Raw genomic sequence first — 17,816 nt, forward strand, 5'->3', positions numbered from 1 at the left:
TGCTCTATGTAAGTCAGGCGATAAAGACTTTATGCTCCTGCAAAGTCACCTTCCCCCACATCCTTGTGGGGCAACACAGAGAAAATGCCAATCAAGCGCTGCCCTTTGGGTTCACCTGAGTGCGCTTTGTTCATTGTTGCTCAACTTTTGCCTAGATTACTAGGCGGCAAGTCGAGCGTCGCGACCAAAACACACTCAGAAGAACAAAAATCAAATAGCAAAGGCCAACAGGCCCTAGATTACTTAACCCCAAGTTCTCTCAAACGCTCTTGCAAATAACTATCTGCAGTGTAACGCTCTGACAACACAACATCCGGTTTTGGATGTAAGAATAGCGGCAATGAAATGCGAGATTTCGTCGACGCTTTACCTGTAGGGTTAATCACACGGTGAATTGTCGATGGGAAGTAATCACCCGACGCCTCTTGTAGCATGTCACCAATGTTAATAATCAACGAACCAAAGTCGCATGGTACGTCTAACCAGCTGCCATCTTGTCTTTGCACTTGCAGGCCAGGCTCATTTGCTGCTGGCAACACTGTAAGTAGATTGATATCACCATGAGCTGCGGCGCGAATTGCGCCTGGTTCTTCATCACCTGTCATTGGTGGGTAATGAAGAATACGCAGCAATGTTTGCTCTGATTCTTTAATCATATCTTTAAGGTCAATAGAGAATCTCGCTCTCACATCTGCAGGCGCTTCAGCTTGCACCCAGCTTAGCAATTCTTGAGCGAACTCACTCGCTAAACGGTAATATTCACGAATTTCTGCTTCTAATTGAGTCGGTACGCGACCTTTTGGATAAACGTGAAAATACTCTTTGATGTCTTTTACTGTAAAACCTTTCGCAACCTCGGATACTTCTGGTGGGAAGTAACCGTCTTGGGTTTCTTTATTAAAAAGGAACTCGTGTTTTTCTTCTGAATTAAAAAATTCTTGCCAATGCTTGTAGATTGACTCAACCAACTCTTGTGGGATTGGGTGATTTTTTAGTACACCGAAGCCTGTGTTTCTTAAAGATTCTACAAACTCTTTCGCAGCATTTGGCGATTGATAGTCTACGGTAGGTAACTGTTGCATAATGGTTCCACCAAAATTATTAGTAATTCATGGTTATTTACTCATTTACACATTGGGGTAAATAACGCACTTCCCGTGTCATCTCAACACTGCGTACCTAGTAGAAGGTAAGGCGTATGTTATCGGGTCTGTTAACCTAGGGGGTTGTTTTAAACTATAAACTTGTGTCTAAAAAGTCTCGCTCAAAACAGCAACAGCAAAGGCTAAAAAGCCCTTATACGATCGTGTTGTCGATAATTCTTCAAAAAGTGTAGCTAATTACATGGTTAGCAGAGTACTTTTTAAAGATTACGTTTTAACAGCGAGCGAGCTTATTGAATTAGGGCAAATGATATAAGGACTTATGTCCGCTTTTATATGTTGGACCTGCTACTTTTGACGCAGATCAAGCATTCTCGGGAGGATCTATCGGTATTTGGATATCCCACTCCAATCCTTTCGATGTATTTCTCACGCTAAACTCTCCATTAAGTGCCCCTGAAACCAAGTTGGCAGTTAAGTTCGCGCTTAACCCAACATGGCCTGCATTACCTCTTTTTGTCGTCACAAATGGCTTTAATAACTCTTGTGTACTAATTCCTCTAAGCCCTACTCCATTATCAGTATAATTCACATGTAAATTGTTATCCGAGTGTGTAAAGGTGATGGTGGCAAGGTGATCATGGTCAATCCAGGCATGTGCAATGGAATTTTCAACTAAGTTGCTCAAGACCTCAACCAGAGCTTGTCCATCCACGTAAACTTCAGTTGTTGTGTTACCAACAAAGTGGATTTGTACGTTTTGCTTTGAAAAATCTTTTTTTAGTCTTGTTTCTATTTCTTGTAATTTAACTTCAGCACAGCTGCTATCTCGCTCAGACTGGGAGACCGATTTTAATAAGCTGACAAACTTAGCCACTTTTTCTAGATTGCGGCTACACAGTGCACTACTGTCTTTGATCTGATCAAACCCCGTCACCAACCCATCCTGCGTAAGCGTACCTGCGGTAAGTGCACTTTGTAGCTCTTGCATGACGTCTTCTAAAAAGGTGTTTGAGGTAATACTAGTACCGAGCGGAGTATTAATTTCGTGTGCGATCCCCATCACCATTTGGTTTATGGCTTTAGATAGCTGCTGTTTTACCGCTAACTTTTGCGCTTCAATTAACTTAAATTGGGTATTTACTCTGGCTATAATTTCAGCGGGTTTATAGGGTTTTGTGATGTAGTCAACACCACCGACCTCGAATGCATGTACTAAGCTCTCGCTATCTTCATAAGCGCTAACAAAAATAACGGGAATGGCCGTCGTCGAATTGTCGGACTTAAGCACTTTACATAGTTCAATCCCCGACATATTTGGCATTTTTATATCGGTAATAATTAATTCAGGCTGATACTTTTTAACGATACCTAAGGCTATGTCCCCACCTCGTGCTGCCAATACTTTATATCCTTCCTTTCTTAGTATGAGCTGCAATACTTGGAGGTTTTCAGGCATATCATCAACAATTAAAATGTCTGACATGTAACGTTACTCAAATCCTTAAGATAGACACTTTTTACAGCATAGCTTGAGAAATTGTATATCGCGACTATGTTTATATATAAATTCACGCGTAAATAATAACTTATGTCCTCAAAAGCATTACTAAGTTGGATCGCACTTTTCGCCTTGATGGCAGCCCTAGGAAGCGCAACGCTTGTCTACTACTCAACAACCACCCACAGCACTCTCGCGACTGACGTTAATATCGCTTATCACAATCACCTCTCACTTGAGATGTATAGCAAAGATAAAAACGTCCAATGGCTAGGTGAAATCAAATCTGCACCAAGTCATTCATTACCACTTCCGCTACAACAAATTTATGAAACCCAAGCAAGATTAAAATCTCGATTTTTAGCAAACTCAGCTGAACAGGCCAATTTGCCTCAAAGTTATCAAAACGCCATTTCACAATTGCCTCTCATTGCAAACGCTGAACTTGAAACAAGCACCAACCAGCAACTCCAAATACTGTTGATTACCGGCCTTGCCTTTGCGGTATTAACACTATTTTTTAGCTTTTATGTTTGGTTTATGCGCACTAAACACTTCTCTCCGCTCTATCGCATCATCAATACGCTACGTGCACAAGCGTTAAACGGTGCCCCTCTTTCTGTGGTGCCCACAAACAGTGACGCCGATGTAAAACGGCTCACACAAGCGATCCATGCAGCCACCACAGCTCAAAGCCAAAAGTTGGCGTCAGCTGCCATTATCGAAAACTATAATCGCGAACTAAAATCCATCACCGGTTCTGAGCCTATCGTACGCCACGCTCTAGAGTTTATCGCCAATGAGTTCAATGCACCGAGTGTTTGCCTCTATGCCAATTTAGAAAACGACACGTTGTCGTTAGTGAAAAGCCATGGAGTTACACCAAGCCACTCAATTATTGCGTCCACAATAGCGCTTTGCGCAACAAATAATGAACCACAAGTACAACAAGAACCGTTGTGGCTCAAAGAACAAGAAGTTGAAGTGAAGTTACAAAGCCGTTATTGCTTTCCACTAGCCATCAGCAATCATGTGGTCTATGTGCTGCTAGTCGGTAGTGCTCAGGCGTTAATCGACAGCCAATTTGAAGCGCTTGAGTACTTGTGTAAGGACTTAAGCCTCGCACTTGCTATTAATGAAAATATCGAAAAACAGCAAAAGACAGAGTCGGCCTTAAGCGAGCAACTTGAACTTACTCACCACATTATCAATGCAATCCCAAACCCTACATATTATCGTTCTACTGACGGTATATTTATGGGCGTAAACAAGTCATTTTTAGCACTGTTAGATCAATTCGAAGTAGATGTGATTGGCGCTAAGCTAGACGAGGTTTTTGATTTAGGAATAGCCAGTCTATTTGAATCTAAAGCCCACGAAATTATCACCACAACCCAAGAGCAAACTTACGAAGTACTATTGCTCGATGGCCAAGAGCAGGCGCGAGAACTGATTGTATACGAAGCGCCATTTTTTAATGAAAATGGCGCTGTAGCTGGGATTGTTGGCATGTACCTTGATGTTTCGGAGAGGAACCAACTACAACGAGAACTCATAGAAGCAAAAGACTTGGCCCAAAACTCGGCAAAAGCGAAAAGCGAATTCCTCGCCAACATGAGCCATGAAATTAGAACCCCAATGAACGCGATTATTGGTATGTCTCATCTCGCACTCGCGACCGAATTAAATGCAAAGCAGCACGACTACGTATCTAAAATAGATACATCTGCAAAGCAATTACTGAGATTGATCAACGATATACTCGATTTTTCAAAAATCGAAGCTGGCAAAATCGAGTTAGAATATCAGGCTTTTTCAACAGAAAAGCTACTCGACAGTGTTGCCACCATCGTCAGTGTAAAAGCCCAAGAAAAACAACTAGAGTTAGTCTTTGATCTAGACTCACAAGTGCCCTACTGCGTGATTGGCGATCAATTTAGAATAAGCCAAGTACTCATCAATTTAGCGGGTAACGCGGTTAAATTCACAGAAACTGGCGAGGTTGTTATTCGTGTTGCCCTCGTCAATGTCGAAAAAGGGTTAGCGAAAATTAAGTTTAGCGTCAAAGACTCCGGTATTGGCATGAATAAACGTCAGCAAAAAAACCTATTTCAATCTTTCTCGCAAGCAGACAATTCGATCACCCGAAAATATGGCGGTACTGGGCTTGGCCTCACGATTTCGCAGCAACTGGTTAAGCTTATGGGGGGAGAAATATATGTTGAGAGTGAGGAGAACGTCGGTTCGGAGTTTTATTTCACATTAGAAATGGAAGTCAGTGACGAGCTGAGTCAGGCGAAAATGGCCTCTACCCACTTATCAGAGTTATCAGCAACAATTATTGACGATAACCAACACGCATTGGACGTGTTAAGCGGTATGCTAACAAACTTTGGTATGCAGGTTTGCTCTTATTTAGACCCTCATAAGGCGTTAAATCAATTCGTCCTGACACAAGATTTACCCGATCTTATTTTCGTCGATTGGCATATGCCGAAATTAGATGGTATCGAGCTGATCACTAAGCTGCAATCGCAAGTTGATGTATCGCAAAGTAAGTTTATTTTAGTCACAGCTTATGGTCGGGAGTTAAACCTGAACGGCAGCCAAGCCAGTTTCGTTGATGGTGTACTTTTAAAGCCGATTAATCCGTCAAACCTTGTGGACGTTATTCAAAATGCCGTGTTTGATTCACCGGAAGTAAGAACCACTATCACCAAAAAAGAACAAACGATTAGTAAACAAGCACTAAATGGCATATCAATTTTGGTCGCGGAGGATCAGCCAGTCAATCAGGAGATAGCAGCGGAGATCTTATCTAGCTTCGGAGCGCAAGTAGCGGTCGCAGACAATGGACAAGAAGCCATTGATCAAGTTCATAGCAAACACATAGATATTGTTTTAATGGATATGCAAATGCCAGTGATGGACGGCATTACCGCGACGCAAAACCTTCGCATAGAGTTCAATAAAAATACACTTCCTATTCTCGCGATGACCGCCAATGCAATGGAAGAAGACATACAGACTTGCATCGATGCTGGTATGAATGACCACGTCACCAAACCCATCGACGTTGAACAACTCGTTAAAAGTATTTTGAAATATGCAAGCGCGGAGCCCAGTAGCCTTTTAGCAACGCCAGTGGCAAATCAACCAGAAGTTACTGAAGAAGTTGAGGAAATTGATGAGATCATTGAGTTTGAAGGTATTGATATTGCCGAGGGTATTGCTCGAGCAGCTGGCAACCAAAAGGTTTACTTCGATATCTTAGAAAAGTTCCTGTCCCAGCAGATTGAAGAGCTGATCAATTTAAAACAGGCTTTAGCCATTGAAAATTTTGAACTGGCGCATAGCATGTTACATGCATTAAAAGGTGCTAGTGCTAACCTTTCGATTGTTAGGCTGACCGAGGAATTTAAACACATTGAGGCTTCTCTCAATGTCCGCCCACCTAATGCAAGCGAAATTGACGAGCTGATTAAATACGTTAAATATGCACTGGAACAATGCCAAAAGCGTCGTAAAAAAGAAGCGTCTCATCAGGTAAAAAGTGTAACGAAAAACAACGAAGAAAAAGGTGGCAATAGTCAATTAGAGGAACTCATCCAGCTCGCATGTGCATTAAGAGATTATGATACTCAAGCCACAGAACTAGTAGACTCAATTTCAGTAAGTAGCTATTTGACTGAACCAGAACTACAGAAATTAAAAACCGCCATCGCCCGCTTTGAGTTCAATGAAGCCTTTATGATACTAACATCCATAAAGCATGTAGAAGAAGCACCTGAGCTTAATGCAGGAAAAGGCGCACTGCATTAGTGCCATTGCTATATATTTTATCCGAGGGCGAAATGAAGATTTTTACCTAGCAGAAAGGCCACAGATGTGGCCTTTCTGCTAAGTGCTCTAAATACGGTTTTACAGTCCTAATTGATCCATAAAGTCGTCATCTACAACATCTTCGTCTAGCGGCTTCGCTGGCTTTTTCTTCTCAGCCTGACTTGCAATAATGTCATCTGGATCTACCGACTCTGCAATATCAAAGTCATGTAGCTTAATGAATTCAGTTTTATCCATTGCCAATTCAAGATAGAAAATATTCTGGCCTTGCGTGGTAAAGGTAACGCGTCTCGCCTGCGGGCGATCCATCGTTGTGTCTACCGAGATCTGCACCTGTTTGTTGATAGCCATCATCTTAGGCTGGTTTTGCGTGATAGAGGTATGTAGCTGCTCACGTACTTTGTTGGTGAAATCACCAACAATCTGATTCATCAACTCACCCAATACATTGGCAACGTCATCAGATAAATGACTATGCGCAATTTCTTCTTCAGGCATGCCCATGTTACGCATGTAGTCGGTATACACTTCCATCGCGGCTTGCGCGGTAAAATTAGTTACGACTAAACCGGTAAAGCCGCCATCAAACAATACGAAACAGCCGATGTCAGGCCTCATACAGGTACGAGTTATCTTTTGTACCATCGCGGAATAGTTAATTTGATTGCCGCTTGCCGACGACAGAACTTCTGTTACTGAGTGGCATAGCGTTGAGAGGATGTCTTCTGTGCTAATCACTTTGCTTTTCGCCATTTTTGGTCTCATAGTTACTTCTTATTATTAATAGTAGCCAAGCTACTGAATTTATCACTGACTATCCAGCATAAAATGCTAAAATAGCGAGATTATTTTCAAAGAGAGATTAAATGTGACGGGCAAAGACAGTATTTATGCCACTGAGCAAGCAGTAAAAGATTTCACTTTCGACGCCAATGTCGTCGAAGTGTTTCCAGATATGATCCAGCGCTCAGTGCCGGGCTACGCGACAATAGTAAGCACAATGGGCAAACTTGCGGGTACTTACGCGCAAAGTAACTCAAACTTATATGACTTGGGCTGCTCTTTAGGCGCGGTCACGCTAAGCATGCGTAGAAATATAGATAAAGAAAACTGTCATATCATTGCCGTGGACAATTCACAGCCTATGGTTGAGCGCTGCCAACTGCATCTAAAAGGCTTTAAATCCGACGTCCCAGTCTCGGTCACTTTAGGTGATATCAATGAAATAGAGATTAGCAATGCATCTGTCGTTGCGATGAACTTCACCCTACAGTTTATTCCACCAGAAAACCGCAAAGCGGTTCTAGAAAAAATATATCAGGGTTTGAAACCTGGTGGTGTACTGCTATTAAGTGAAAAAATTCGCGGTGAAAACGGTACTAAAGACAACTTACTTATCGACCTTCACCACGACTTTAAACGCCACAATGGCTACTCAGAATTAGAGATCAGCCAAAAACGCACTGCGATTGAAAACGTGATGCGCACGGACTCGTTAAGTACCCATATGACAAGATTAGAGGATATTGGCTTTAATCAAACTCAAGTGTGGTATCAGTGCTTTAACTTCTGCTCAATGGTAGCAATAAAATAGAGGCAATTATGAATCATTGGTTTACCGACTTTTATGCAATCATTGCGAAAACCCCTTTGAGCCATTGGCTAGAAACGTTGCCTGGGCAGCTTAGCCATTGGCAAAAAGAAGCCCAACATGGCGACTGGCCGAAATGGGAAAAAGTCATTAAAAATCTACCAGAGATCTCAACCACGCATGTTGATATAAAAACCAAAGTTGAGATAGGTACTGGCGAAGACGTCAATGAAGGTCATCAAAAGCAGTTAACGCATTTACTAAAGCGCATGATGCCATGGCGTAAGGGACCATTTCATTTACATGGCGTCCATATTGATACTGAGTGGCGCAGCGACTGGAAATGGGACCGACTGCTCCCCCATATCAGCGACCTTCACGGCCGTAATGTATTGGATATCGGTTGTGGCTCTGGTTATCACTTGTGGCGTATGCGCGGTGAAGGCGCAGAGCTTGTTGTTGGCATTGATCCCTCCGATCTATTTTTGTGCCAATTCCAAACTATTAAACACTTTAACCCCGATCCAAACGTGCATTTACTACCACTAGGTGTAGAGCAACTGCCTGAGCTAAAAGCATTTGATACTGTGTTTTCAATGGGCGTGCTATATCACCGTCGTTCACCTATCGACTTTTTAGCACAGCTAAAGTCTCAGCTAAGAAAAGGTGGCGAATTAGTGCTAGAAACACTCGTGATTGAGGGCGATGTAAATACAGTATTGGTGCCGACCGATCGCTACGCTAAGATGCGCAATGTATGGTTTATTCCAAGCTGCGACGCATTAACATTATGGCTTGAGCGCGTAGGCTTTAAAGATATCAAAGTGGTAAATAAAGACGTCACGTCGTTAGACGAGCAGCGCCAAACCCCTTGGATGGAAACAGAGTCACTTGCTGATTTCTTAGATCCAAATGACACCAGCAAAACCATTGAAGGCTACCCCGCTCCGCTCCGTGCTATATTTATCGCAAAAGCGTAATATTTTGTTAAATAAATCACGCTTAATGAAGGCTTGGACTGTTAAAACCCAAGCCTAGTACCACTGCTAATGTTGACAAGCAGCACTACAGTGAATAATTGTATGATCAACTGTACCGCAGCACCCGCCATGGCTATATGTGTCACAATCCACTTCATTTGATAACCCACCAGCAATAGCGGGGGTTTGAGCATGTGGAATTGCCTGTTTATCTTTAGATAACGTTTTAATTTTCTTTTTGTTGAGTTTTAAGTGCATTGTCAGCTCCGTTGGTTAGACATTTGTACACCTCTAAAATGACACAAAAAAAACAACAATAATCACAATTTAGTTACACTCAACTCACACTCTTCTATAAGTCCGGCAATATGATTTATTTACCATATAAAGTAAATGTGTAGTAACCCCGCGCTCATACTTAAGTCAAAAGTTCGCTATAAATCCCGCTAAAAAAGGAGCTAAATTAGCTCCTTTTTTTAGTATGTACAGCTAATGGGCATTAACCCAATAGTTCACCTAACTGCTTGCTTACCGCATCAACAGCTTGTGTACCATCTAGTTTATGATATTGCGTGTTACCAGCATCCGCTTCCGCACTGTAGTAGTCTACTAGAGGTTTAGTTTGCTCATGGTAAATCGCTAGACGTTTACGTACTGTCTCTTCAGTGTCGTCATCACGAATAATTAGGTCTTCACCCGTTACGTCATCTTTGCCTTCTACTTTAGGCGGGTTGTAAACGATGTGGTAAACACGACCAGAACCTGGGTGTACACGACGACCGCTCATACGCTCAACGATGATCTCATCTGCTACGTCAAATTCGATAACATGGTCAACTTTGATGCCATTTTCTTTCATTGCATCTGCTTGTGGAATTGTACGTGGGAAGCCATCAAGCAAGAAGCCATTTGCACAATCTTCTTTTGCGATACGCTCTTTTACCAAGCCGATAATGATTTCATCAGATACTAGTTGACCTGCATCCATGACTTTTTTCGCTTCAAGACCCAACGGAGTCCCTTCTTTGATAGCAGCACGTAACATGTCGCCTGTCGAGATCTGAGGGATCCCATATTTGTCCATTAGAAATTGAGCTTGAGTACCTTTACCTGCACCCGGCGCGCCTAGCAAGATGATGCGCATAATTGAATCCTCGTTTAGAGTTGTTGGTGTTTGTGTGGTGAATTTTTCCATATACGCTGCCGATCCTCAAGGAACTTATACTAATTGATAAGGAAGAATGGCAATTTTTCCGTCAAAAACAAAAAAGCTCCGCGATCTGCAGAGCTTTTGGTCAGAAATTAATCCTGATTATAAAAATGCACCTAGTGCTTTAACTTGGTCTAGCATGCGGCAAGAGAAGCCCCATTCGTTATCATACCAAGCCATTACTTTTACCAGCTTTCCATCTACTTTGGTTTGTGTTGAGTCAAACACTGAAGAAGCCGGGTTGTGGTTGAAGTCGATAGAAACCAAAGGTAATTCATTGTACTCAAGGATTGCACTCATCGCGCCCTCAGCAGCCGCTTTGATTGCTGCATTCACTTCTTCTTTTGAAGTGTCACGCTTGGCAACAAACGTTAAATCAACCAGTGATACGTTGATGGTTGGCACACGAACCGCCATACCGTCTAGTTTGCCAGCAAGTTCAGGAAGCACTAAGCCAACCGCTTTTGCCGCGCCCGTTTTCGTCGGGATCATTGACTGAGTAGCACTACGCGCGCGATATAAATCAGGGTGGTAAACGTCTGATAGATTCTGATCGTTGGTGTAGGCATGAATAGTTGTCATGCTACCTTGCTCAATACCAATAGTGTCATTCAAAACTTTTGCAATAGGCGCAAGACAGTTTGTGGTACAAGATGCGTTAGAGATAATAGTTGATTCAGCATTTAGTACTTCGCTATTAACGCCATGAACAACCGTTGCATCCATATCTGTGCCCGGCGCAGATACAATCACTTTTTTCGCACCGGCTTCAATGTGTTTAGCCGCAGCTTCGCGAGAGGTGAACAACCCAGTACATTCAAGTACGATATCAACGTTTAGCGCTTTCCAAGGAAGATTTGCAGGGTCACGCTCTTGCGTTAGCGTGATTTCGTCACCACCGATAACGAGTGTGTTGTCGTTAAGAACAACCTGCTCTTGAAAGCGGCCATGTACAGAGTCAAATTGAGTCAAATGCGCGTTTACGTTTGCAGGTGCGAGATCGTTGATGGCAACGACTTTGATGTCTTTATTCTGACCTGACTCGTACAGTGCACGAAGTACGTTACGACCGATACGTCCATAGCCATTAATTGCGATATTAATCATGATAACTGTCCCCTAATCTATTTTACTTCACTTGCTTGTTTCGCAAGCGCTTCAATGGCTTGCCAGTCTTTGTTTGCGATAAGTGCTTTATCAAGCATCCAAGTACCGCCCACACATACCACATTGTCGAGTGCAAGATACTTAGGTGCAGTTGCCAACGAAATACCACCCGTTGGACAGAATTTTACTTGTGGAATTGGTCCGCCAATGGATTTAAGCATTGGAGCACCACCTGCAGCTTCTGCAGGGAAAAACTTTAAGAATTCAAAACCGTGACTTGCAAGCTTCATCACTTCGCTTGGCGTTGCAGCACCCGGAAGAAATGGAATACTTGACGACTTAGCCAGTTCCAATAATTCATCATTGACACCAGGACTTACCATGAAGTCAGCGCCAGCTTCTACTGAGGCATTAAAGGTTGCCTTATCCACTACCGTACCAGTACCAACATAGGCGTCTGGTAAAGCCGCTTTAATGTCTTTTACCGCTTGCGCTGCCACCGGTGTACGAAGTGTCACTTCAAGTGCTTTTAAGCCACCATTAAACAATGCCGTAGCAAGCGGCACCGCGTCTTCTAGGTTATCAATAACGATAACCGGAACCACTGGTGCTGCTGACAATACCTCTTTAATACTCATGCTCATTCCCACTGTTATTATTCTTCGATGCCAAATGAGCATGCACCTTGATCTGCACTGCTCACTACGTGTCTAAATCCTGAGAATAGCTCTCGACCCGTACCAAATGTTTGAGATTGCGGTGAGAGCTGTAATTCGCGCTGTGCCATTTCTTCATCAGAAACATGTAGCACTAATTCGCCTTTTGGTGCATTTAAGGTGATCAAATCACCTTCGTGTACTTTTGCAATTGCACCACCTTCAACCGCTTCCGGCGCAAGGTGGATCGCCGCAGGTACTTTACCCGAAGCACCAGACATACGACCATCTGTCACAATCGCCACTTTAAAACCTTGGTCTTGTAATGTAGCCATGACAGGTGTCAGTTTATGTAACTCGGGCATACCTTTCGCTTTTGGGCCTTGCTCTTTGATCACGGCAATAAAGTCTTGGTTAAGCTTGCCAGCAGTAAAGGCTTCTTGTAATTCGCTTTGAGAGCTGAATACTTTCGCCGGTGCAGTCACCGTTTGGTGCTGCTCTTGTACCGCAGACACTTTAATCACCGCTTTACCTAAATTACCATTAAGTAGTTGCAAGCCGCCTTGCTTGTTAAATGGGTTTGCTACCGGGCGAAGTACTTCTTCATCCAGTGAATTCTCAGGTACTGGTACCCACTTCACTTTTGCAGGACCTTGGTTATCGCTGATGATCACATTGCTGTTGATATCCAGTAGTGGTTCCATCGTGTAAGCATCAAGCCCTTCACCCACAATCGTTTTTACGTCATTGTGTAAGAAGCCGCCATCTCTTAATTCGCGCATTAAGAAGCCCATGCCACCAGCTGCTTGGAAGTGGTTTACATCGGCATGACCATTTGGATAGATACGCGTTAATAACGGCACTACTTCAGACAAATCCGCCATGTCTTTCCACGTGATTTGAACGCCAGCCGCTTTCGCCATTGCGACTAAGTGAATGGCATGGTTGGTAGAACCACCGGTAGACAACAAACCGACCAAGCCATTGATCACGGTTTTTTCACTCACGATATCCGCAAGTGCGTTGCCGCTTTTTCCGTCAAGTAGCTGAGTTAGCATGGTCTCAACCGCACTCGCCGTTAAGCCGTCTCTTAATTCTGTGTATGGATTGATAAACGAGCTACCAGGTAAATGAAGACCCATGATCTCCATTAGCATCTGGTTCGAGTTTGCCGTACCGTAGAAAGTACAAGTACCTGCACTGTGATATGAAGCACTCTCAGCTTCAAGTAACTCTTCGCGGCTGACTAAGCCCTGTGCAAACTTTTGACGAATGCGCGCCTTTTCTTTGTTCGGGATCCCAGATTGCATTGGGCCTGCTGGTAAAAAGAAAATGGGCAAATGACCAAAAGACAAAGCACCGATTAATAGTCCTGGGACGATTTTGTCACATACACCAAGACAGAAAACCCCATCGAAGACATCGTGTGATAATGCCACCGCTGTTGACATGGCAATTACGTCACGAGAGAACAAAGACAGTTCCATGCCATCGCGACCTTGGGTAACCCCGTCACACATAGCAGGTACACCACCCGCTACTTGTGCAGTCGCGTCAAACTTGTTTGCCACTGCTTTAATTAAATCTGGATATTCTTTATAAGGTTCGTGCGCAGACAACATGTCATTGTACGAATTGATAATTGCTAGATTCGGTTGCTCGTCTTCTTTTAGACGAGTCTTATCACTGCTTGAGCAAGCAGCCATTACGTGTGCTAGGTTTCCACAGCCCAGTCCTGCTCGTACGCGCGTTTGTTTTTTTGCTTGTTGGATTCGAGCTAAATAGGCTTGACGTGTTGCTTTGCTTCGCTCAATGACGCGTTCGGTGACTTCCTGAATTCGTGGATGCAACATATTACTGACTCTCTAGTGTTAGAGGAAAAAGGCTCTGCACGATTACCAGCATTCGTGGTAATCCTTGTACAGAGCTGCTTTGATTTACCCGTTCAAAGGTACGCTATCAGGTTGTCTCTCACCCCAACCTGACACCGGTGTCACTATATTTACGCATAAAGCTGACACCGGTGTCAACCCTTCTTATAAATTTAGTCTAACTTTTTAAAATGACCAAATTATAACCACTTAAAACTTTGCCGATATCTGCAGTCCTAAAATCATTACCTAATTGATTTTATTAGTAATTATTATGACAAAAAGAATAATATTAATGATTGAGCGAAATCATTATTTGATAGCGAAGTTATCAATGAGCCTTAACTTGGCAACATGAGCTTTAATCTATGGGTCAGCGAGCCTGAATATCGCGACATAAATCTGCGCATTTATCTAGTCCTAGCTTTACGTAGAATAATTTACAAAGGACTTACAACGTTTTCCCTAGTAGCAGCGAAAATAAAAAGCCCAACGACTAAGCGTTGGGCTTTGGGGCAAGTATAAAAATTGAAAAAGTTATGAGTTCGAGCGCGCTTTCGTCGACTCTCGAGTGATGAGTTTAGCTTCTAAAACTTGCTGAAACGGTGCTTCTTGCGGCTGAGATATATGCTTAATCAGCTCTTCTACCGCTATCCGAGTCATTTCTTCCACAGGCTGTGCTATTGTCGTCAAACCCGGCCAAATATGCCTTGCGATAGGTGCGTTATCAAACCCAGCAATAGATAACTGCTCGGGCACTTTGATCTCTCGCTGTGTAGCAAGTTTTAACACAGCTGCAGCCATGTAGTCATTTGATGCAAATACAGCCGTTGGTCTTGGCTCTAAGTCCAATATGGCTTTTGCACTGTCTGCACCTGAGTGATAACTAAAATTACCTTCTGCAACTAACCGCTCTCGATATTCAATACCATGCTTTGTTAGTGCTTTTTGGTAACCAGAGAAACGATTTTCTGTGGCACTGTGATCAGGGTGACCTTTAATAAAGGCAATTTCGGTATGACCTAAATTGATCAGATGCTCAGTTAACTCAAAAGCGCCCTGCTCGTCGTTACTGCGAATTGAAATCGAATCATCGCCTTCAATGGCTGAAGCAACGCGTGCATAGGGAATATTACGCTGCTTTAAAAAAGCAATAAGCTCGTTAGAGTCTGAAAACGGCGGAGTAAGCACAATACCGTCAAGTCTAGATGTGGTAAGCAGCTGATCAACATTGTCGATAAGGTCTTGGCCGCGCAGTTCACAAGGATGTATCAATAAATTGTAACTATGTTTCTGACACGCTTCTAGCGCACCACTTTGCACTCGCGTGATATAGCTTTTTGATGGGTTGTCGTATAAACAACCGATGATAAAGCTACGATTTTGTGCCAAACCGCGAGCAATAGGATTAGGCTTATAATTCAGCTCTTCAAAGACCTTCAGGACTTTTTCCCGCGTTGCTGGACTAACATTTGGCTCGTTATTTAATACCCGAGATACTGTCTTTTTAGACACTCCGGCATATTCGGCAACGCTATTAATAGTTACTTTTTTCATCGATTTTCCCTTAAGCCCGGCGTCGCTCATGGATACATGCTGCTGCGCCAATCAGTGGGATATTATCTTGTACCACCAAAGTAACTGGAATTTGGCTCGTGTACTGTGACATCATGCCTTTTTCGGCAAAGCGTTCAACAAAGCTACTTGCTTGTAATCGCGCTTTCATCCGCGGCAAGATCCCACCACCTATATAAACACCACCTAAGGCACCAAAAGTCAGTGCTAAATCCCCAGCCACACTACCCATCCAGTCACAGAAGTGACTCAATGTTGCGTCGCACACTTTACATTCTTTCGCAAGCGCACTGATCTGCGCCGCATTAAGATCTTTAGCTTGCTCACCACGCACTTCTGCCATGGCTTTGTAGAGTCTCGCAATACCTGGGCCCGAAAGCACCGTCTCGACTGAGACATGTTGAATACTCGCGCGCAGTACCGTTAACAGCTCTTTATCTAAGGCGGTCACCGGTGCAAGAGAGATATGTCCCGCTTCACAGCTCATCACCGCGCTGCCATTAATATCTCTAGCAAGACAAGCTGCACCAAATCCAGTGCCAGGACCCATTACGCCGATATTTGCACCTAGCTCAGGCTGACCTTGTTTAATCACTAGGTTTTTCTCTAGTGCTAGGTAGGGCGCCGCATAAGCAAAGGCCGCAAAGTCGTTGATCACGGCAAGCTCGGTAAAATCGAACTGGGCTTTGATGTCTTCAGAATTAAAATGCCAACCTAAATTAGTTAAATGAACTTGCTGAGATTTGATAGGACCAGCAACCGCGAGACAGGCTCGGCTTGGCTGCGCAACAGGTAGCTCAGTTAAATATTTTTGGATAGCGGATTCAAAAGACTGGAATTCAGCACTAGGAAAAGTGGCTTGATGCGTAATTACAAAATGATTAGTTCGCGAATCAAAATCTGACACGATTGCAAATCTGGCGTTTGTTCCCCCGATGTCGGCAACGACAATCGGCTCAAACGGCACGGATGAATGGCTTGTTGTCTGGCTCATATTATTATCTCTTTATCACTGCGATTATGCTTGGGCTAACATCTGGGCTGCCAGCACACGTCCTGCAATTTATTGTCTCAACTCGCCAAAATTTGCACGCCTTGGCTTTTGCTCTTACCTGTTATTCTGTTAATTTGGTAAAAAAATGCTGCCCTTGGCATAGAGCAGCCAAATACGTTTTGACAACAAAATGATAAAACATCGACATTATGACACCGGTGTCAGACTGTATCAATAAAAATTTGCAAATTCAGTGAAATTGGTTGAAAAAAAAATTGAATGACTGACAATGTCACTGTCTTAAGCGTTGAGAAGAACATGAAAGGTAAAGCAACTTCATTTGATATCGCCCATTATGCTGGCGTTTCACAATCTACGGTGTCGCGTGCCCTAAGAAATAGCCCTTTGGTTAACGAAGAAACTCGTCGTCGCGTTCATGAGATTGCTAAAAAGCTTAACTATAAGGTCGATAAAAACGCGAGTAATCTGCGCACGCAGCAAAGCAGTACATTGGCTTTGCTGTTATTTGAAGATCCCACAGAAGACGAGTCGCAAATTAATCCTTTCTTTTTGAGTATGCTTGGCAGTATTACCCGAGCGTGCGCAAAAGAAGGCTATGACCTTTTAGTATCGTTCCAATCGACGAGCAGTGATTGGCATGCCGATTATGAGGATAGTCACCGTGCTGACGGGTTAATTTTACTAGGCTATGGTGATTACATCGATTACCAGTCAAAGTTACAAACTCTACTCGACAACCACACAAAGTTTGTTTGTTGGGGGGCAACGGTTGATAACCGTCCAGACTTAACGGTGAGCTGCGACAATTACGGTGGTGGTGTATTGGCTGCAAAGCATTTAATCGACATGGTCAGAACAGATTGTGCGTTTATTGGCGATGCCTCGGATCACAGCCCAGAATTTTTTGCGCGCTTTAAAGGCTTTAGAGACACCCTTAAAGCAAAAGGTATTGAGGTGAGTGACCGTAAGATGGCAAATGCGATTTCCACAGAGGATTCAGGATATCATGCAACTCGCTCCTTAATCGCCAACAATGTTAAATTTAACGCGCTTTTCGCAGCTAGCGATCTCATTGCTATTGGCGCGATTAAGGCGCTTCAAGAAGCGGGTGTTCGTGTCCCTCATGATGTCCATGTCGTTGGCTTTGATAACATTGCCGCGGCGGGTTATGTTTCTCCCTCTTTAACTACTGTGCAGCAAAACACCACATTGGCAGGACAAATGCTGGTCGATAACTTACTTACGCTTATCCGAGGTGAAGCGGTAGCCTCTACTCTCTTGCCACCGAAATTGATTGTTAGGCAGTCTTCACGGTAGCAATAGCGATAAAAATGCCGAACTCATCTTCGGCATTTTTTATGGGT

General features: G+C 43.4%; 15 protein-coding genes. 5 read left to right on the forward strand and 10 right to left on the reverse strand.

The features are described 5' to 3' along the window. Positions 1–84 precede the first annotated feature (84 nt). Entirely contained in the window at positions 85–279 is a 195-nt protein-coding gene (locus CKO50_RS25095; RefSeq protein WP_095727887.1) for a hypothetical protein, read from the forward strand. Here CKO50_RS25095 and CKO50_RS09055 read toward each other — a convergent pair. Together CKO50_RS09055 and CKO50_RS09060 are read right to left on the reverse strand one after the other, a co-directional pair. Continuing rightward, entirely contained in the window at positions 240–1,082 is an 843-nt protein-coding gene (locus tag CKO50_RS09055; protein ID WP_095727888.1) for an isopenicillin N synthase family oxygenase, read from the reverse strand. The genes CKO50_RS25095 and CKO50_RS09055 overlap by 40 nt on opposite strands. A gap of 385 nt (positions 1,083–1,467) precedes the next feature. Then, positions 1,468–2,589: a response regulator gene (locus tag CKO50_RS09060; RefSeq protein WP_095727889.1), complete on the reverse strand. Its 1,122-nt coding sequence runs from the start codon at positions 2,587–2,589 to the stop codon at positions 1,468–1,470. 105 nt (positions 2,590–2,694) lie between these two features. On the opposite strand from CKO50_RS09060, the gene CKO50_RS09065 reads away from it, so the two are divergent. Continuing rightward, the gene (locus CKO50_RS09065; RefSeq protein WP_095727890.1) at positions 2,695–6,426 is read left to right on the forward strand and encodes a response regulator; all 3,732 of its coding nucleotides are present in this window, start codon (positions 2,695–2,697) and stop codon (positions 6,424–6,426) included. A gap of 99 nt (positions 6,427–6,525) precedes the next feature. Here the strand turns inward: CKO50_RS09065 and CKO50_RS09070 are convergent, their stop codons facing one another. After that, the gene (locus CKO50_RS09070; RefSeq protein ID WP_095727918.1) at positions 6,526–7,200 is read right to left on the reverse strand and encodes a DUF3334 family protein; all 675 of its coding nucleotides are present in this window, start codon (positions 7,198–7,200) and stop codon (positions 6,526–6,528) included. Positions 7,201–7,315: 115 nt separating this feature from the next. Between CKO50_RS09070 and cmoA the strand changes: the two genes are divergently transcribed. Both cmoA and cmoB read left to right on the forward strand, forming a co-directional pair. After that, positions 7,316–8,041 carry a carboxy-S-adenosyl-L-methionine synthase CmoA gene (gene cmoA, locus CKO50_RS09075; RefSeq protein WP_010378032.1) on the forward strand — a complete coding sequence of 242 codons (726 nt, stop codon included), beginning with the start codon at positions 7,316–7,318 and terminating at the stop codon, positions 8,039–8,041. A gap of 8 nt (positions 8,042–8,049) precedes the next feature. Then, positions 8,050–9,018, forward strand: a complete 969-nt coding sequence (cmoB, locus tag CKO50_RS09080; RefSeq protein ID WP_095727891.1) for a tRNA 5-methoxyuridine(34)/uridine 5-oxyacetic acid(34) synthase CmoB — start codon at positions 8,050–8,052, stop codon at positions 9,016–9,018. A gap of 66 nt (positions 9,019–9,084) precedes the next feature. Here cmoB and CKO50_RS09085 read toward each other — a convergent pair whose 3' ends face one another. The 7 genes from CKO50_RS09085 to glk all read right to left on the reverse strand — a co-directional run bounded on the left by CKO50_RS09085 (position 9,085) and on the right by glk (position 16,431). Continuing rightward, positions 9,085–9,276, reverse strand: coding sequence for a hypothetical protein (locus tag CKO50_RS09085; RefSeq protein WP_095727892.1), 192 nt, complete (start codon positions 9,274–9,276; stop codon positions 9,085–9,087). A 241-nt stretch (positions 9,277–9,517) separates the two neighbouring features. Next, positions 9,518–10,162 carry an adenylate kinase gene (gene adk / locus CKO50_RS09090; protein ID WP_010378026.1) on the reverse strand — a complete coding sequence of 215 codons (645 nt, stop codon included), beginning with the start codon at positions 10,160–10,162 and terminating at the stop codon, positions 9,518–9,520. Positions 10,163–10,330: 168 nt separating this feature from the next. Further along, complete coding sequence (gene gap, locus CKO50_RS09095) at positions 10,331–11,335, reverse strand: type I glyceraldehyde-3-phosphate dehydrogenase (protein WP_010604051.1); 1,005 nt, start codon at positions 11,333–11,335, stop codon at positions 10,331–10,333. 17 nt (positions 11,336–11,352) lie between these two features. Continuing rightward, positions 11,353–11,973 (reverse strand): bifunctional 4-hydroxy-2-oxoglutarate aldolase/2-dehydro-3-deoxy-phosphogluconate aldolase, encoded by a 621-nt coding sequence (locus CKO50_RS09100; RefSeq protein WP_095727893.1) that lies wholly within the window; start codon positions 11,971–11,973, stop codon positions 11,353–11,355. 17 nt (positions 11,974–11,990) lie between these two features. Then, positions 11,991–13,844, reverse strand: a complete 1,854-nt coding sequence (gene edd / locus CKO50_RS09105) for a phosphogluconate dehydratase (RefSeq protein ID WP_095727894.1) — start codon at positions 13,842–13,844, stop codon at positions 11,991–11,993. A gap of 555 nt (positions 13,845–14,399) precedes the next feature. Then, positions 14,400–15,419, reverse strand: coding sequence for a LacI family DNA-binding transcriptional regulator (locus tag CKO50_RS09110; RefSeq protein WP_095727895.1), 1,020 nt, complete (start codon positions 15,417–15,419; stop codon positions 14,400–14,402). A 10-nt stretch (positions 15,420–15,429) separates the two neighbouring features. Then, positions 15,430–16,431 carry a glucokinase gene (gene glk / locus CKO50_RS09115; protein WP_095727896.1) on the reverse strand — a complete coding sequence of 334 codons (1,002 nt, stop codon included), beginning with the start codon at positions 16,429–16,431 and terminating at the stop codon, positions 15,430–15,432. A gap of 318 nt (positions 16,432–16,749) precedes the next feature. Here glk and CKO50_RS09120 point away from each other — a divergent pair, with 318 nt between their 5' ends. After that, a complete protein-coding gene (locus CKO50_RS09120; RefSeq protein WP_039495539.1) occupies positions 16,750–17,769 on the forward strand; it encodes a LacI family DNA-binding transcriptional regulator in 1,020 nt (339 codons plus the stop codon). The last annotated feature ends 47 nt before the right edge of the window (positions 17,770–17,816 follow it).

Origin of the sequence: Pseudoalteromonas sp. HM-SA03 (assembly GCF_002289345.1) — a bacterium.
Lineage (GTDB): Bacteria > Pseudomonadota > Gammaproteobacteria > Enterobacterales > Alteromonadaceae > Pseudoalteromonas.

What these genes read in the sequence shown, in the direction of transcription:
- CKO50_RS25095 (WP_095727887.1), top strand. Translation starts at nt 85, where the DNA reads ATGCCAATCAAGCGCTGCCCTTTGGGTTCACCTGAGTGCGCTTTGTTC.
- CKO50_RS09055 (WP_095727888.1), bottom strand. Translation starts at nt 1,082, where the DNA reads ATGCAACAGTTACCTACCGTAGACTATCAATCGCCAAATGCTGCGAAA.
- CKO50_RS09060 (WP_095727889.1), bottom strand. Translation starts at nt 2,589, where the DNA reads ATGTCAGACATTTTAATTGTTGATGATATGCCTGAAAACCTCCAAGTA.
- CKO50_RS09065 (WP_095727890.1), top strand. Translation starts at nt 2,695, where the DNA reads ATGTCCTCAAAAGCATTACTAAGTTGGATCGCACTTTTCGCCTTGATG.
- CKO50_RS09070 (WP_095727918.1), bottom strand. Translation starts at nt 7,200, where the DNA reads ATGGCGAAAAGCAAAGTGATTAGCACAGAAGACATCCTCTCAACGCTA.
- cmoB (WP_095727891.1), top strand. Translation starts at nt 8,050, where the DNA reads ATGAATCATTGGTTTACCGACTTTTATGCAATCATTGCGAAAACCCCT.
- CKO50_RS09085 (WP_095727892.1), bottom strand. Translation starts at nt 9,276, where the DNA reads ATGCACTTAAAACTCAACAAAAAGAAAATTAAAACGTTATCTAAAGAT.
- adk (WP_010378026.1), bottom strand. Translation starts at nt 10,162, where the DNA reads ATGCGCATCATCTTGCTAGGCGCGCCGGGTGCAGGTAAAGGTACTCAA.
- gap (WP_010604051.1), bottom strand. Translation starts at nt 11,335, where the DNA reads ATGATTAATATCGCAATTAATGGCTATGGACGTATCGGTCGTAACGTA.
- CKO50_RS09100 (WP_095727893.1), bottom strand. Translation starts at nt 11,973, where the DNA reads ATGAGTATTAAAGAGGTATTGTCAGCAGCACCAGTGGTTCCGGTTATC.
- edd (WP_095727894.1), bottom strand. Translation starts at nt 13,844, where the DNA reads ATGTTGCATCCACGAATTCAGGAAGTCACCGAACGCGTCATTGAGCGA.
- CKO50_RS09110 (WP_095727895.1), bottom strand. Translation starts at nt 15,419, where the DNA reads ATGAAAAAAGTAACTATTAATAGCGTTGCCGAATATGCCGGAGTGTCT.
- glk (WP_095727896.1), bottom strand. Translation starts at nt 16,431, where the DNA reads ATGAGCCAGACAACAAGCCATTCATCCGTGCCGTTTGAGCCGATTGTC.
- CKO50_RS09120 (WP_039495539.1), top strand. Translation starts at nt 16,750, where the DNA reads ATGAAAGGTAAAGCAACTTCATTTGATATCGCCCATTATGCTGGCGTT.